This is a genomic window from Calyptranema fuscum S582 (genome assembly GCF_055793305.1).
This window is the reverse complement of record NZ_JBSLYH010000002.1, coordinates 292,893-308,884: the sequence shown is the minus strand read 5'-3', so window position 1 is coordinate 308,884 and position 15,992 is coordinate 292,893. Positions and strand designations below refer to the sequence as shown.

Below are 15,992 nucleotides of genomic sequence, written 5' to 3'. Positions count from 1 at the left end.
GAATTACCCCGCTTTTGCAGCAGGCTTCTTGGGTTTCTCAACATGCTTAGCAAAATAGGTTTTAGCGTCTTGATCCGCTTGCTGTAAGACTTGCTTGATTCCTTCTTCTTTCCCTGTCAAGGTTTTAACTTCATTGAGTAAAGGAGTGAAAGCCTCACCAATAAAATCTGTGTGAACGATAAATTCCTGAGACATGAGTGATTCAATTGTTGATCTGGCTGCTTGCATCACATCGTCTTCATCTAAGGGATCAGGGGTCTTGAGCGTTTTATCTACTTTCATTTGGTCATAAATTGCTTGCGTCCAGCGCAAATTACTCACAATTTCACCATCTGCAAACACAACACCAACTAACTCATTACGAACGCGCCCAGTACGTGTTGTTTGCGCTCCATAGTGGCGCGTCCTGAGAATATTGTTGAATACATACAAGAAGTTTGCTTCAGTCGGGTCTTTTAAAGTCACAATGCTAGGGAAGAATACTTGAGGCTTGATGTGGTCTTGCTGATTAATCCGACTAGTCACTTCCCCCTGTTTGCTCATTGTTCCATTTTCGTAAGGAGCATTCAAAGTGAATGTTTCATGAGACTCATCGAATGCACTGATCGAAAAAGCAGTGTCTACAACAACTTTGGATTTCTCCGAACCAGAGTCCCCGATCGCAAATCCATAGATGATGCAATCTGGGTTATTCATAGCAAAGCTGACGTTGTACTCGCACTCTTCAGCCGTCATCAAACCATAGGTTCGAAGCAGTTCTCGACCCACTAAACGCTCTGGAGTAGATTGTTTTCGCTTGAACATGGAAAGGCGACTAATTGTTGTTTTGTCTGCGATTCCTGCCCTCACTCGTGCCTTATTTAACTCACTATCTGTTTGAAAAAGTGGATAGGATTCTGTGATGCGAATAGTCAAAAAGTGAACGTATTTGCCCATCGGTTTGTAGGGAATTTCCTGATGAAAGAATTTGGAATCTACGGTTTTTAAAAGTGCCATATTTCATCTCCATGTAGGTTAAGGGTTTATTGCTGGTCTGCCTAGAAATAAATTTCTAGGCTCATAGCCAAAGTCCATTGAAATGGACTGGAAACAGCGTTAGTCCTCTTTAGTGGACTTATGCTATGAGCCAGGAAATTTATTTCCTGGTGGCTTATGGGTTTCCAATGCACCTAGAAATAAATTTCCAGGCTTATAGCCAAAGTCTATTGAAATGGACTGGAAACAGCGCTAGTCCTCTTTAGGGAACTTATGCTATGAGCCAGGAAATTTATTTCCTGGTGGTTTATGGGTTTCCAATGCGCCTAGAAATAAATTTCTAGGCTTATAGCCAAAGTCCATTTCAATGGACTGAAAATAGCGCTAGTCCTGTTCAGAGGACTTTTGATATGAGCCAGGAAATTCATTTCCTGGTGGTCTAAGGAAAGCACCAGCTGAAAAGAGGACATCCAGATGTGTCAGTGCCATCGTTTAGGCATATCATCATCGTTTGTTTCTTGTTCCAATGACTTAATAATGCTGCCTTTAGCATGATGAGTCTTCTGATTCTGCACATAAGCAATAGCCTGATCAAGTTGTTTAGAGCCTAATGAGAAAACCCCATAGCCAGCTTGCCATACGAAACTTTTGGGTGGATTTGATAGAGCATGATTCATATGATGAGCACTACTTCCTTTGATATTTTTGACAAAATCAGAAATAGAGAGAGTTGGTGGAATTGAAGCAATGATATGGACATGATCTTCTGTTCCATTAATGGCATAAACAATACATTTAAGTGCATCAGCTTTACCAATCATGTACTGGTGTAGCTTGATTTCACAATCAGCAGTGATGATTGGATTGCGTTCTTTCGTAGCCCAAACAAAGTGGTAGTACAACCGCCAAAATGCCATTGGCTTATTCCTCTATTTCTTGAGATGCTCGATCGCCTTTTGATTGGTTCTCTTTATCATCTTCAAGGCGATACAGAAACTCGCAAGTATCACGAATCAGATTGAGTTGCCGACCTGCTAAACGAGCACGGTCTCCTGCAAAAGCAAGCTCAAAAACGTCCTTCACAAAATACTGAGCAAAATCTAAAACTGCCTGCCGTTCCTCTTCGCGCTTGCTGATCACCCAACGTCCCTCAGCAGTTGAAGCATGAACCCGATCCATTAGCTTAAAGACTTCAGCAGCGACAGCAGCGACTAATGTTTCCCCTTGAAAAACAGTTGAATCTGCTTTCAAGATGGTTTCAGCCGCAATATCAATTGGTTTTAATACAGCATTAGATTTTGGGTTGTACCGTTTTCCCGCTCGGTAGAAGCGGCGGTAGAGTTCTGTCAATTTTTGTGGATGGTTCAATGGTGATTCTTCTCCCACAATTAGTGCCTCCAAATCGGAATCAAATTGAGCATAAGGGTCAAAACAGGGATAGAAGTGGTAAGCATAAAGTCGAATCTTTTCAATTCGAGCGGTTTCGACTCCCTGATTTCGCACCCAACGGTTTAAGTAACTAAAAACGTAAAGGGGGCTTGTTTCAAAATCTTTAGCAAGTTCAGCCAGCCTGCCCCAGTTTGCGTCATAACCTCCTTTTCCTTGTTTAGCATTCACATCAAGATGAATTGCGTAAGTAGTTGTTAGCACGTTGAGTGGTGCAGGTTGCTTTATTCCATCTGGCGAATTCCAGCCTTCTAAAATATGATCAAGCCGAAATCGATCTTTCCCTGTTAGTACTCGAAATGCCTGAGGCGCACTATCAAGAAAGACGCTCTCTTCAAATTCAGCCCCATCATTGAAGGGAGGAATTGGAGATTCTGAAACGACTGTTTTGACATCTAAAATCATTGGAAATGCAAAAGCTAACCAAGCTGGCATCACCCATGATTCGGTGTCCGTGGGGTCTTTCCCTGGTGGAAGTGCCATGAAGTAGAAGGTCAAAGGCTGATCATCGGGGTAAGACAATTTGAAGGTGCGATCGCGCTTAAACTGTGGGTCACTTTCAGGAAGTTGTTTCTTGCGCTCCAAGTCCTCGTCAATCAAAAAGGCATCAACTGTTTGGTAGCGATCGCGCCCTAAGTCAGCCTGCATATCCTTGGATACAAAGTGATTACGAATGCTTGTATCAAAGCGGGTCTGGGCAATGCCACTGTATGCCTTTTGCAAAAACTTATTCGTTTCTGGAGTGAAGTAATACGTTGGATAGAAGTAGAGATAACGATATTTTCCATCCTCAAATCGCTTACCCACAGCTTGCGTTTGATTCATCAAAATCTGCCGCAACATCATCTCGATCCCAGCGATGCTGGAGATATTGCGTTTAGCATTGGAGCCACCCAAATGCTGCTTGTTGGTATAAACCTGTGGAGTAAATAGAACAGCCGATTCCATCTGCTCAGTCACGGTATAAGCAGAGTTTGAGATAGAACAGATCAGCTGTCTTCCCCGACCAGGCTTTTTAGCAGCGTTGTAGCCTGCTAGTTCTTTCAAGAAAGGAGATGCCTGCTCAGCAACCGTTTGGTTTTGAATTGCAGCAGGAAGCATAACAATGCGTTCAACCCACAGGCGCAAATCATTCCAACCATCCGGTAATTGATACTGTTCTACAAATGGCTGAGTCAGGCTAGAGAGATAAGTAATGATCTGGCTACAAACGTCTCGTAAATTTTCAATTCCAGGATTACGTTCCAAGTATTTTGCTGCCAGATAATACCACTCATAAGGTACTCCCCCTGTGTTGCCTGTTAATTTATTAGCTTTCAAGCTCTCATTAATTTTTTGAATCTTCTCAATTTGAGGTGAATACTCGCCTAACTGCCAAAACTCAGCAACTTTATGAACTAATTGCTCCGGCAATAAATCAACTGGGTTAAGTTCGGGTAATTCTTTCTTCTTCTTGCGTTCGGCTTCATATTTTTTACGAGCTTCTTCAAGGCGTATAAACCGCTCACCCCAAATCTTACGGCTAACCAAATCACCAAATTCTGCAAGTTGGTCAATCCGGATATCGTCTTCAAACTCAAAGCTGTAGTTGGCTGGTAAGACGTTCTGTTGTTGAAACTTGGTTAGATTTTGGCTACGACTCTTGGCAACAGAACCCTTATTTGGATTGAGAATCCGCAGGGTTGCATCCAAAGCAACTTGCATCAATCCTGGATCATCAAAAAACAAGTTGTAATACTCTGCATATTTCATCCCCTTGCCATCTCGTCCAAAGCCTGTTAGCCGAAGACGCAATTGACCTGCACAGAGATTTTTGATGCTAGCCACAACACGACCGGGCAAGTCTCTTGGATCAATAATAGGAGCATTGCGATCGGCTAAGTAAATGACACCTGTTGGCAAGTACAGCAGTGCCTCATAGTAAGTATGCTCAGGGGTATTTAAGCCCGTGTGTGCCTCCATCAAAGCATTGTTAACAACATTGGTGAGAACACCCCGATTTTCAGCAATACTGTGATAGGTGAATTTAAGCTGTCCGTCACTGAGGCTGTGAATTAACTCCTTTAAACGTGGATGCTCCGCATCCTGAGGGTGTTTGACAATCGACGCTAATGAATCTGCCAAACAAGTCAGGTCAGAAAGACTACGAAGGGTACGGTCTTTCAGGGATGGATTTAACCCAAACTCTGAAAAGTTCCAATTCGTGTCCCAGCGACGTTGGGCATTATATGCCATACACAACAAGTCATCCAGGTACATCTGGTATGCTTCTGGATCATTAGGGTCAATAAAACGATCTAAACCCAGTTGACGAACCTTTTCATCAATAATTTGACGATGCTGCTCCAGTGGCAATTTGCGACAATTGTCTGGAGTGTCAGGAAATTTTTCAAAGTCATGCAGAATGAAAGCAGAAATTACTAACCTACGTTCCCGTTCTCGCACAACTCGTCGAACAGTAGTATTTAGTTTCTCTAAACGCTTCTCAATCAAATTCGCTGGGAATAGCCCATTGAGCAAGTGAGTGTTGAGAGACTGGTCAGCCGCATTATCTCGTCGAACTTTTTCTTTGCCTTGAGCTTCTCGCCGTTGATCCAGTTCATCAAAAAACTTGCCACCCTTTGCAGTTACACCGATCGCCACTCTTAACAAATTTGGCAACACATATTCTGCAAAATCTTGCATTACCAAATCGTCTAAATTCTGCGATCGAATTGCTTCGCGCAATAGCTTTAACGTTAGAAGTTCCCGTTGGGCAGGTTCTATCGTGCGATCAGTTGCTTCTACGTCTCCTAAGTCATCTATTAACCAATCATCGCCCTCTGCCACCAGTTCCGCAGCATCCTGATTCAGCAAAGATAACTGTTTTTCCTCATGCGAACCTTGCGGCTGTTTAGCCATCTCATGCCTCCAGTGAAGTGAATGGAGTGATTAATCTGTTTTGAGCTGAAGTCAATCAACCTAACAATTGCTCAATATCAAACTGAATATCAGAGAAACCAGGCAGTGTTATAGATTGCCCCCGATCAAACTGCTGCTTGCTTTGATAACCTGACGGGACAGGTTGCTGATAAACTTCAATGATTTGAGCATTTAAATCGATGAGCCACGCTTCAGCAATACCTTCCTCAGCATAAGTTGGAATCTTAATCTCTCTGTCAAAGTCTACGGTTGTGTCAGATACCTCAATTACTAAAAAAATGTCTTCCGGCTTAGGATGCCCCGTTTCGTAGAAGTCATCTCGTCTCCTCAAAAGAGCCAAATCAGGTTGAGGTTCAGAATCATCGCTGAGCCGAATTGGGTTTTGAGTGCGGACGATTGCCCTAGATGCCAAACGCAAAACAAACAATTCCGTCAAACGGTCAACACAAGCCGCGTGCCGCCGACCTACAGGGGACATCTCAATAATTTCTCCTTTAATCAGTTCAACGCGATCGCAATCGGTCAATATCCCCGACTCAATCATCTGGTGATACTGCCCCACCGTAAATTTTTTTCGCAAGATTTGGACTGTCATTGTTCTCTATCCTCAGAATGCCCTGGAATAAATTCCGAGCTAAGAGCTAAAGTTCATTAAAATGGACTGGAACTTAATCTCAGTCTTCTTTAGAAGACTTCTGCTATGAGCCAGGAAATTCATTTCCTGGCGGTCTAATGCTTCGACCTCAGCCCTGGAATAAATTCCGGGCTAAGAGCTAAAGTCCATTAAAATGGACTGGAACTTAATCTCAGTCTTCTTTAGAAGACTTCTGCTATAAGCCAGAAAATTCATTTCCTGACGGTCTTGAAGAAGGGAACATTGAACAGGTCAAGTTCTTTGTCCCCATCCAAAAGTTACGCTGCCTGCTTCAAGTCGAAGTAACTTTCATCAGGCTCATCTGGGAAGAGGTTGAGTTCAAGTTGCTCACTCTCAACTCCTTGAAACTGCTTTGTCTGTACCACGACATAAATATCTGGAGGATGATTTCCAGATATATGAGCTTTCAGATCAAAGAGTTCAAGCTGTTCGTAATTAGCCATTGGCTTTACCTCATAGTGAAGGTTTTCCAGATGGCGGCTTTGACTTCTAGAGCCGTATTAGCGTTGCAATCGACAAAGTAAGTAAAGTAATACATACCCGTCTCGAGCTACGAATCTCCGTCCCTGTACTTGAAGGCTTACGCCACCAAGTAGACCATAGCACAGCTTCATGAAGTTCAGCTACGGAAGACCCCTTTAAGTTGTATCATGAAACAAAGAGGGCAAGAATGCTGTTAGTATTCTCAAAACCCTTTCAGGGATTGAAACTTCCGATGCTGAACTTGGAGGCTTACGCCCTCTTCTCGCATATAAGCGCACTAAAACCCTTTCAGGGATTGAAACTAGGCGATCCATAATTCGCCTCCCTCATTCTTAAACTGAAAAGCCAACGTATCGAGTAGCAATGCACTCTGCCCAAAGGCGATCGCATGAGGTGCAGTCGCATCATGGACGCTGTACTGATCGCTAATAGGGTAAATCTGAAAGTGCATTGGCAAGCGCAACCGTTGTCGTACCTCACTCACAGGGCGACGAACAACGTAGCTGACCAAACCCTCCTTATATAACCGTTTGTTGATTTCACCAGCCCAACGGTTATCGGGTTGCCAAACCTGGATGCCTGTTAAAACCTGTACTTTCCAAGCATCAGCAATAGGCTGTAAATCCCCAGCATAGGTAAACTTCCAGTTCAACCGCTCCTCTCGGTACGATCGCAGCTTCATGAACGCAAGGCAGTGAGCAAACCGCCCTTTAGGAATGGGCTGTCCGGTACGTTCTTTCGTTTCCTGGAGCGATCGCATAAACGCTGCTTCTGTCATCATTTCGATCTCCAGGTTGCCTAAAATTCCTGGTAAGTCATACGTCTTGAAGCGCTCCGCTTCATTCGCTTCCGTCAAATCATAAAGACCGCACTGCAATGGGCTAGAACCCCGAAAACTCAACGCATCCTCATAAATTGGGTTGCCATTTTTTCCCGAAAGCTGCTGCCAATCTTTTGCCCAACCGCTCACCTGACCTGCTACTCGATTCAACGATGTTTCAAACACTTGCTCACACGTTTGCTTGAATAGTTCCAAGCTACCTGCATACTGCTGCTGAATGGTGCGATCGCCTAGTTTACGCCCAAGATATAGAGACTGCACTGCACCCCAGCGACGGTAATACCCTCGAAAATCATTGATCTGTCTGTACTTTTCGTTAATTGCATTGTGGAAAAACGGGCGATCGTAAGTGCCATTGTCCTGTAAGGGTGCAGCACTGTCCTCAAACAATCGTTCTATCAAGAAATTGGGGACTAAAGCATAGGCAGTAAAACCATCAAACTGGATCTGTTGACCATTTTGTTCATAACCGTCATGCCGCCCTAACCGCCCTAGTCGCTGAATAAAATTTCCGGCATCAGCTGACTCAAAAATTAAAAAGTTAATTTTGAAATCAACCCCTACATCAATGGTGCTAGTACCCAAAACTAAATCAGCATCTAGCGATCGCGCTCTTTCCTCTTTCCCAGATAGCCCTGTATTCTCTCCAACAGTCAGACCATAGGGTTCTAGAAGTTGCCGAAAGAATGGTGTGAGGCGTTTAACTGCTGCAATCGAATTGAGAATGATCGCGCCTTTCGTGCCAGGATGCTGTAGAAACTGAGCCAGAATTAAATCACTATTCTCTCGTAACCATGCTTCAGATGCTTTTGGGCTAGACTCCAGTGGAACGAACTTCAACTGGATACTCCGTGCAACTAATCGATAGTTATGTGCTTGCAACTGCTGAATTTGTTCTAGCGAATCAGGGAACTGATATTTGCCCTCCAAATTAGGGTCAATTTGTTTATATCGGATTCCAGCAGCATCAAGACGTTGTAGAAGTTGTTTGCTTGGCGTAGCTGAAAGAAAAAGAAACTTTTTGCGGCGGTTGGTTGATCGGATCAGCAGCATTGTGTTGAGAACGCTGGCAACCTGCGGAGCATTAAAAACATGGAATTCATCAAATATAAAGAGATCAAAGTCTTTATCAATACGTCCCCAGAGTTTGTCAGGACTATCATCTGGCAATAAATACGCACCTCGGTGTAAGTAATGAAAGATATCAGGATTGGTTAGCAGAACTTCAGACTGATTCGTGCGAGTTGCGATCGCTGCTCCTTTTCGTAGCCCTTCATTTTCCGCATAAATCTCTAATTCCGCACCGCTTAATTGAGTGACCCGTGGATCATTCAGTGGCTGAAATTGTGCAATATAGTTTCTTGTTTGCGTTTCCTGATCACGAGCAAGTTCATTGGTTGGATAAAGCCCAATGGCGGAACATTCACCTTGAAGCACATCTAAGTAAGCCGCTAAGCTCTTACCGTCACCTGTCATTGCTGTATTGAACACAACATCAATCTGCGGGTCACGTAAAGCTTTTAACGTTTCTACTTGATGCCAAGATAGTGACCATCCGTCAGGAACATGAACATTGTTTGGTGTCACAATAGTTTCAGAGTAAACAGGCTTAAGTGTAATTGAATAGATAGACATAGTTACATCTCGAAAGCTCGTCTAACCAATCCTGCCCTCTTTAAATCTCCGCTTCCAATATCCACTGTGGACACAGTTTATCCACAGTTCAGATTAGAAGCTCTAATCATTACAACTGCTTAATCATCAAATAGAGCAGTAGAACCAACGATCGCTAAACAACCGATCGCCCCACCATCATTCGGTACTCATACTGGCGATCGCCCCCACTTCGCTTCTCAAAGCAGTAGCCGTGTTTCTTGGTAGCCGTATACATAGTGGCAGAAAAGCGGTGTCCCACCTCCTGTACCAGTTCTCCCGTTGAGTGCCAGTGACCATCCGCCAGCACCGCAGACAGCTTTTCTAACTGTGTCATTGCAATCTCCCTGGCTCAAACGCCAAAAAGCATACTTAAACTCGGTGTTAAAGTGGTAGAATGTAATTCTAACAAGAGAGTATTACATAACTTTCTCATGAGTGCAATTGTATTCTAATTTTTCCTAGAAAATGCCTAGAAAAAAGGAAACCTTAACCCTATCCGTTCCACCCGGAACGAAGGAAAAGTTGGAAGCGATCGCAAAACGTCTGGATATCCGTTGGGGCAACAATCCCAGTGCATCTGGTCTAATTGCTGCCATTGCCCAACAGGAGGTTGAAGTGGGGCAACCATTTAGACTCCATGCGGCTCAAGTTAAAGCTTTGTGCCAGGGTGTCCGAGACTTGATCGATGCGGGACACGTTGAAGAAGCCAGAAGTGTACTTACACTTTTAATCGAGCGTGGAGAACTGGAGGCTCCTTTACGTCAGAGCCTTATTCAGCAAATTAGCCAACCGTTAGAAGGTTGGCGAATTCAGGTCGATCAGCTTATTGCTCAAAAGCAGCCCTTTCATTTGGTTTACCAGAACTCTCAGGGACGCCCCCTGGAATACAGGGTTCGCTATGCCGAAGTTATTTTTTACGAAAAACGTTATTACCTTCAAATTTGGTGTGATGAAACCGAGGATAGCAACGATTTACCTGAACTTAGGCATAACCGCTGTCTCAGACTCGATCGCATCCAGGCTATTTTTCCAATCAGTGGAGAGTGGCGAGATTGCTTTGATGCAATTACAGTACAGCTACACTTCAAAAGCTGGTTAGTGAATGCCTATGAACCTAAAGCTGATGACTTGAAAGATGAAGTAATTGATGGTGTACGACAAGTTATGCGACGGGTTGTAAATCCCTTTTGGCTGATGCGGGAAGTGCGACGTTACGGCTCTGAATGTGTGATTGTGTCGCCCGATGAGGTGCGCGATCGCTTCAAACAAGAACTATTAGCAATGGTTGAGCAATATAATACTTGACTCTACAGGTGGTTGTCCCAATATGCTTTATTTAACAGGCAGTTGCTCAAAGGGTTAGCCGTTGCCTATGAAGCTAAACCTGCCGATATCAGTAATGAATGGCTGAGCGATCGCAACCCACCTGTGCATTGCTCTTCACATAAGCCGTCTTATTTTGTTGACCCTTCCCCCAAAGGTACTACCGAGATTACGGTAGCTGAGAGAGAGCCACGCGAAGCGTGGCTCTCTCTCAACAATTTGGACGTCACGCAATTTACCCGGGGCTTTTATCGATGCATATGTTGTTCCATTAAGGCTTGTGCTCTGGGTTTGTAGAGCAAGTGAAATAATGATTCCACATAGCGCAGCATATCTTCGCGATTTTCTTGAGAAATATAATTCCAGAAGCCATAGATCCGTGCCAGGGTCAACAGGCGAGTGGTATGAATCTTCCAGGTATAGCTACTGTAAACCCGTTCCATCGCTCGTTGCGAAATTTCCAGCCAATAATTGGGTTGATGATCGCATTTGCTGACAAATGTATCAATGATTTCTGCCATTTCTTCGTGCTGGGTGGGGTTGATATAAAACCCATTGACCTGATCTTGAATGATTTCTAAGGGACCCCCAAATCGAGTGGCAAAGGTGGGTAACCCTGTAATCATTGATTCTAAAATGGTTAACCCAAAGGCTTCAAATAAAGCCGGTTGAACAAAGACACCCTGGCGATCGCCAATCACCCGATAAATCTCGCCAGAGTCAGATTTAGACAGCCGCACCCCCAACCAACGAATTTTGCCATGCAAGTTGTATTGCTCAATAATGCCGTATAGCTTTTCGATTTCGGTAGCTTCTTCGTGGTCGGTAGTATCTTCAGTTCGCAGTTTCCCAGCAATCAAAATTAAATTACAACGATCTTGCAAGGCTGCACTTTTACCAAAACATTCAGCTAAACCTGTGAGATTTTTGATTCGATCCAGCCGTGCCATAGAAAACAAGGGTCGTTTGCTGGGGTCGGTTAAGCTGCCAAAGATATGCTCTGGGTCGTCATCAGTAAATAGCATTTGCTCCAGGCGATCGCGCTCTGACAACAAGCGATCGACTGTGTTGGTATAGGGGAAGAAGTATGCCTCATTTACCCCCGGTGGTACTACGTTAAATTTGGGGCTGAATAGTTCGATGCCATCGACAACATGATAGAGTTCGGGCATGGTGAAACACTTATAGGACTCATACTGTCCCACACTATCGGGTGTTCCGACGATTTCTTGATAGGTGCTGCTAATAATAAAATTGGCAGCATTCATAGCAATCAAGTCAGCCGTGAATTGCAAGGAAAAATGATATTGATCTTCGAGATCATGCCAGTAGAGGTTACTAAACAGATACTTCGACTTTTCTAAGGCATGAGCGACGATGCTATACGTCACACCCAACCGCCGTGCCAGCAAAAATGCTACCAGGTTGCCATCGCTATAGTTGCCCACAATCAAATCAGGCTTGCCCTGAAACTCTGCCAGCAATGCTTTTTCGGCATCGATCGCATAGGTTTCCAGATAGGGCCAGATTTCAAACCGCGAGATCCAATTTTGCGTCAGGTTGGGGTTAAAATCTCGGAACGGCACCCGCAAAATCCAGGTATTGTCTGTACCGTAGACTTTTTCTAAAGGTTGGTTACAGCGAGTCCCATCATTGTTGGGAATCAGGCGACTGAGAATAATTACCTTCGGTTTGACATTGAGTGAATCTAGCCCACCCAGGGTAATATCTTCTTGCAATTGGTGTTCCAGACTTCTTGCCTGATCCAACACATAAACCACCTGTCCGCCTGTATCGGGCCGCCCTAAGACGCCTTCTTGGCCAAACCACCCATGCACCGACACCAACACAATCCGAAAGATCATGGGAATGCGATAGAGGAAGGCTTCTAGAGTCTGGTGATCGGGTGAATCCAATAATGAATCGAGTAACTCCAGGCTTTCGCCCACCCGTCCAGCCGTATTGCCCCATCCCGGCTCAAACCCCAATGATTGCAAGTCAAACCGAAAGTCTTCGTAGGGCTGATCTGCCGGACGATTGCCGACAAAGGTTAGTGCCCGTTTCACCTGAGTCGAGAGTTGTTCCTGGTTTTTAATCCGTTCATTGATCAGCAGTTGAGCCCCATGATAGGCATGTAAACTCAAAAAATGAAACAACTGCTCTAACCCTTGCCGTGCATCTTGAAACAGTTTGCTAGAAAGATAACGGTTAAGAAATTGCAACCCTTTGCCAATATTTTTGGGGTCGCGCAGGCGGGGCGAATAGTCATAAAACGATTGGAAATCTAGCTCCAGGATATTGCCTTCATTGGGGTGCGAACGATTGACCAGGCGATCGCGCAAATCTAATAATTCCTGGCTGCTCAACCGTTCCATTCGCAAATCTTCCGTGATTCGGTAGATTTCTTGACTGGCAATTTCAGGGCGAATAATCAAACACGAACTATCATTCTCTAAGATAATTTCTTGAGTAACATCAATCAGCTTGCCCAAGTGCGACGTATGTTGAAAGCTAGAGGGCTTGTTCTGAGATTCGCAGTAGTTCGTAAAAGTAATGACAATGTCATTCCGCAAGAAGTAGCGGGGTTCCTGGCGATGCAACTCAATCAGGAATTGCCGCAGATCGGTCTTTTCATCACTTTCTAGAACAGACTGGAGTAGGTCAGACATAAGGATCCTCGGTTACTCTCGGTTACAGATAATACAGATTGATGCAAACCTTGCAAAAATCGAGGCGTAGAATCACAGATTCATTAGCCTGCCATTTTTTCGAGGGAGCAACAGCAGAGCCGTTACTCTCTCGAAAAAATTAAGCTTGATTAAATCAACGATGCTTAAGACACCCATCGATTTTCAGGCTCTACGCTTCAAAAAAGTAAGCAACATGCCCCATTAAACGTCTTTCTCTGCCAAACGCCGTCTCTCTATCTATAGATTTACGCTTCTAAGATCACAAATTAAGGATCGTGGATTTAATAAAGCCGAAGATTTATTGTTGGAAGCGCGGCGTCGCCGCGCTTCCAACAATAAACTTCCGGGTTTTATTTAATTTGTGACCCTAAATATAGCCATCCCATCCTGGGTAGTGGTATGCATGTAACGATTTTTTGTGGTATGGGCGAACCGCCGTTCGCTCTTGCAAACGAGTTAATTTCGATCTGATTTAATCCACAGTCCTTAGAACCAGAAATCTCTTAGAATCGCAGTGCCTCACAACACAACCTTACAGGTGATTAAAGCCATAATTCTTAACGGCGATGCACATGATAGGTTGGGAAGGTGCCATAGCGTTTTGCCCAGGGCATTTGTCCGACGTAATCGCAGGTAAAATCTTTTAATTCTTCGGAAGCAGCGATCGCCGCAAACGCTTGGCTGGCATAGACTTTACCGGGTGGTGTAATCGGTTCAATCCGCGCGGTGTGATTGACATGAGTGCCGACGTAGTTGATTTGTCCGGTAATCGGATCGATGTTGCGTTCAACGGGACCTGCGTGGAGAGCAATGCGTAAATTGAGATCGGCGGGTAAACCTTTACTGGACCAGTCAATCTGCTGTACTAAATCGCACAAATCGAGGGCAAACTGTCCTGCTTGCTGCACTGTCGTAAAGACGAAGTATAAGGCATCTCCCCAGGTATTTTTCAGCAGCGGTCGGTACGTCTTTTGTTGCGTCAGCGTGGCGATCGCTCCCAAAAAATGTTGAGCAAAGGGAATATATTGGTTTTCTAATAACTGGCTATATTGCGTTACATCGGCAAACAACAAGGCTCGTATTTGTTGGTCGATGGGTGAGGCGGGTGTGCTGGAGAGGGTTGGCTCCGCAGCAGGAGTGGCGATCGCCATCGGCGTTAGATTGAGGCTGGGCGACTGGAGGGGTGTTTGGTGCAACAGGGTTTCCAGATCGATAATTTCTATGGCATCTGTCCATTGTTGCCAATGGGCAATCGTGTCGGCGGTGCCGCCCATGCCATCTCCCGATCTACCATTCCACACAGCCATGGGTACCAAATCGGTTCCCAATTGGTCGGCTCGCATTTTGGCTAACCCATGCAGCAGCCGGTTGGAATATTCGTAGACGACATTGTTTTCTTGAAGTTTTTGGGTGGAGGCAATAATCACCTCGGTTGCGTGTTGGGTTAGTTGCTCAAAGCGGTTGACCCAGGTTGTGTCGGGGATAATATTAACGGAATCTTGAATAAATTGTTGGCGATCGTAGGGCAGGATGATGTGCAACTCACCCTGCAACTCTCGAATGGCTTCTAAAAACAGGATGTCAGACCCGCAGGCGGCAGAAGCATAGCCCAGACGGGCATCGAGTTGTTTCAGGCGATCGCGAATTGCAGCATAAACGACGGGTTCTAATTCTTCAGGAAAGCGAGGCTGGGTACGCTGAGGGCGATCGATCATATGCCCACAAAACACCACCACGCGAGGAATCTGAAACCAGCGTTTGACCTGCTCTAGATCGCCAGATAAATGCTGCACCAATAACATCGCATTGCGTCGGCTAGAACTCAGATCGCCAAAGCGTCCTTTGCCAACCTCTACAGCTTGACGATAGAAATCTTCGGCAGCTGACCATTCTGACAAAATCAAAGCGGCTTCACCCAGAGTTGCCAATAGCCAATACTCTTCACTGGTATAGCTGGAGCGATGTGATAGTACCTGCAAACAGCGATCGCGTACTTCACAGGCTAATGCCTGCGCCTGCTCCGTTTCACCCATCACCCTTGCCATCGTGGCTGCGTTAATCCCCGTCCATACGCTATGGCTGAGTTGGTAGGCTTGTTGATAGCGTTCGGCAGCCAATCTCAAGTGCTGCTGACGACTGCTGGGGTCACTGGCTTGAAGCCAGAGGTCTTTGTGGGTACGAGCTAACAGCCCCAACGTTTCTTCATCCCGTTGTCCGGTCGCGACCAATTTGAGTAACAGCGTATTGGCTGACACTGTCGAACCACTGCGGGCTAATGCCAATGCCAACAACTGCTGCAAGCGTAAGTCGGTAGACCAATGGGTTAACCCTTCGGCAATCAGGTCGTATGCCATCAACGGTTCACCCAATTGCAAAAAAGAATCTCCCAAGACTCGATAAATTTCGGGTGTGCGTGGTTGCAAGTGAATGGTTTCTCGCCGCAGGTTCAGCAGCATTGCCAGATTCAAATGCGACTCGGACTTTAAATGTTGTAACAGGGTGACCAGGTCTTCTTCTTCTAATAACGCTGTATTGAGGTCATGTCGCTCTTGCGATTCTACTCGATATCCCAGTGCCAGCAGGGTTTTCAAGGTTTCCCAAATTGGCAATGCACGATTTTTTTGTTCTGGTTCGGGGAGATCTGCATAGGGCACCAGATTAGGATGCCGGTGCGATCGCTCGTTGTAGGATGTGCCATACTGCCAGCCTTGCTCCATCAAGTTTTTTGCCCAACGATCATGGCTATGGCTGGCGAGTTGCTCTGCCAGGTGTTGATACTCCGATGACAGGATGATATGGGATGTGTCGATCGGCTCTGGCGTGTAACTCAAGGAAGCCTCCGATAACCAAGCAGGTTTATCCTAAACGGTTGATCCGATGGGGCTATGCTGGCATAACTCCACCGGATCAAGCAAACGTGACGACCCCCGATTGAGATGTTTTTCAGGGGCTATTGTAGTTTTACAGCAGATTTCTTACCGCACGGGAAAAAATGATCCTA

General features: G+C 45.2%; 10 protein-coding genes. 1 reads left to right on the top strand and 9 read right to left on the bottom strand.

All coding sequences use genetic code 11. The annotated features are described in order from the left end of the window. Positions 1–3 precede the first annotated feature (3 nt). From cas7d to ACR6Z4_RS02755, 7 genes are all read right to left on the bottom strand, one after another. Positions 4–996 (bottom strand): type I-D CRISPR-associated protein Cas7/Csc2, encoded by a 993-nt coding sequence (gene cas7d, locus ACR6Z4_RS02785; protein WP_479715686.1) that lies wholly within the window; start codon positions 994–996, stop codon positions 4–6. Positions 997–1,454: 458 nt separating this feature from the next. Further along, positions 1,455–1,892 carry an IS200/IS605 family transposase gene (gene tnpA, locus ACR6Z4_RS02780; protein WP_479715685.1) on the bottom strand — a complete coding sequence of 146 codons (438 nt, stop codon included), beginning with the start codon at positions 1,890–1,892 and terminating at the stop codon, positions 1,455–1,457. A gap of 4 nt (positions 1,893–1,896) precedes the next feature. Continuing rightward, on the bottom strand, positions 1,897–5,322 hold the full coding sequence (gene cas10d / locus ACR6Z4_RS02775; protein ID WP_479715684.1) for a type I-D CRISPR-associated protein Cas10d/Csc3: 3,426 nt from the start codon (positions 5,320–5,322) through the stop codon (positions 1,897–1,899). A gap of 55 nt (positions 5,323–5,377) precedes the next feature. Then, positions 5,378–5,938 carry a Uma2 family endonuclease gene (locus tag ACR6Z4_RS02770; protein WP_479715683.1) on the bottom strand — a complete coding sequence of 187 codons (561 nt, stop codon included), beginning with the start codon at positions 5,936–5,938 and terminating at the stop codon, positions 5,378–5,380. A 317-nt stretch (positions 5,939–6,255) separates the two neighbouring features. After that, positions 6,256–6,441, bottom strand: a complete 186-nt coding sequence (locus tag ACR6Z4_RS02765) for a hypothetical protein (protein ID WP_479715682.1) — start codon at positions 6,439–6,441, stop codon at positions 6,256–6,258. A 341-nt stretch (positions 6,442–6,782) separates the two neighbouring features. Continuing rightward, positions 6,783–8,957 carry a type I-D CRISPR-associated helicase Cas3' gene (gene cas3 / locus ACR6Z4_RS02760; RefSeq protein WP_479715681.1) on the bottom strand — a complete coding sequence of 725 codons (2,175 nt, stop codon included), beginning with the start codon at positions 8,955–8,957 and terminating at the stop codon, positions 6,783–6,785. Positions 8,958–9,111: 154 nt separating this feature from the next. Then, positions 9,112–9,312, bottom strand: coding sequence for a hypothetical protein (locus tag ACR6Z4_RS02755; protein WP_479715680.1), 201 nt, complete (start codon positions 9,310–9,312; stop codon positions 9,112–9,114). A gap of 131 nt (positions 9,313–9,443) precedes the next feature. On the opposite strand from ACR6Z4_RS02755, the gene ACR6Z4_RS02750 reads away from it, so the two are divergent. Next, the gene (locus ACR6Z4_RS02750; RefSeq protein ID WP_479715679.1) at positions 9,444–10,283 is read left to right on the top strand and encodes a helix-turn-helix transcriptional regulator; all 840 of its coding nucleotides are present in this window, start codon (positions 9,444–9,446) and stop codon (positions 10,281–10,283) included. 266 nt (positions 10,284–10,549) lie between these two features. Here ACR6Z4_RS02750 and ACR6Z4_RS02745 read toward each other — a convergent pair whose 3' ends face one another. Next, positions 10,550–12,970: a sucrose synthase gene (locus tag ACR6Z4_RS02745; protein ID WP_479715678.1), complete on the bottom strand. Its 2,421-nt coding sequence runs from the start codon at positions 12,968–12,970 to the stop codon at positions 10,550–10,552. Between the two features lie 578 nt (positions 12,971–13,548). After that, a complete protein-coding gene (locus ACR6Z4_RS02740) occupies positions 13,549–15,822 on the bottom strand; it encodes a TRAFs-binding domain-containing protein (protein ID WP_479715677.1) in 2,274 nt (757 codons plus the stop codon). Between the last annotated feature and the right edge of the window lie 170 nt (positions 15,823–15,992).

What these genes read in the sequence shown, in the direction of transcription:
- ACR6Z4_RS02745 (WP_479715678.1), bottom strand. Translation starts at nt 12,970, where the DNA reads ATGTCTGACCTACTCCAGTCTGTTCTAGAAAGTGATGAAAAGACCGAT.
- cas3 (WP_479715681.1), bottom strand. Translation starts at nt 8,957, where the DNA reads ATGTCTATCTATTCAATTACACTTAAGCCTGTTTACTCTGAAACTATT.
- ACR6Z4_RS02750 (WP_479715679.1), top strand. Translation starts at nt 9,444, where the DNA reads ATGCCTAGAAAAAAGGAAACCTTAACCCTATCCGTTCCACCCGGAACG.
- cas10d (WP_479715684.1), bottom strand. Translation starts at nt 5,322, where the DNA reads ATGGCTAAACAGCCGCAAGGTTCGCATGAGGAAAAACAGTTATCTTTG.
- ACR6Z4_RS02765 (WP_479715682.1), bottom strand. Translation starts at nt 6,441, where the DNA reads ATGGCTAATTACGAACAGCTTGAACTCTTTGATCTGAAAGCTCATATA.
- ACR6Z4_RS02755 (WP_479715680.1), bottom strand. Translation starts at nt 9,312, where the DNA reads ATGACACAGTTAGAAAAGCTGTCTGCGGTGCTGGCGGATGGTCACTGG.
- ACR6Z4_RS02770 (WP_479715683.1), bottom strand. Translation starts at nt 5,938, where the DNA reads ATGACAGTCCAAATCTTGCGAAAAAAATTTACGGTGGGGCAGTATCAC.
- cas7d (WP_479715686.1), bottom strand. Translation starts at nt 996, where the DNA reads ATGGCACTTTTAAAAACCGTAGATTCCAAATTCTTTCATCAGGAAATT.
- tnpA (WP_479715685.1), bottom strand. Translation starts at nt 1,892, where the DNA reads ATGGCATTTTGGCGGTTGTACTACCACTTTGTTTGGGCTACGAAAGAA.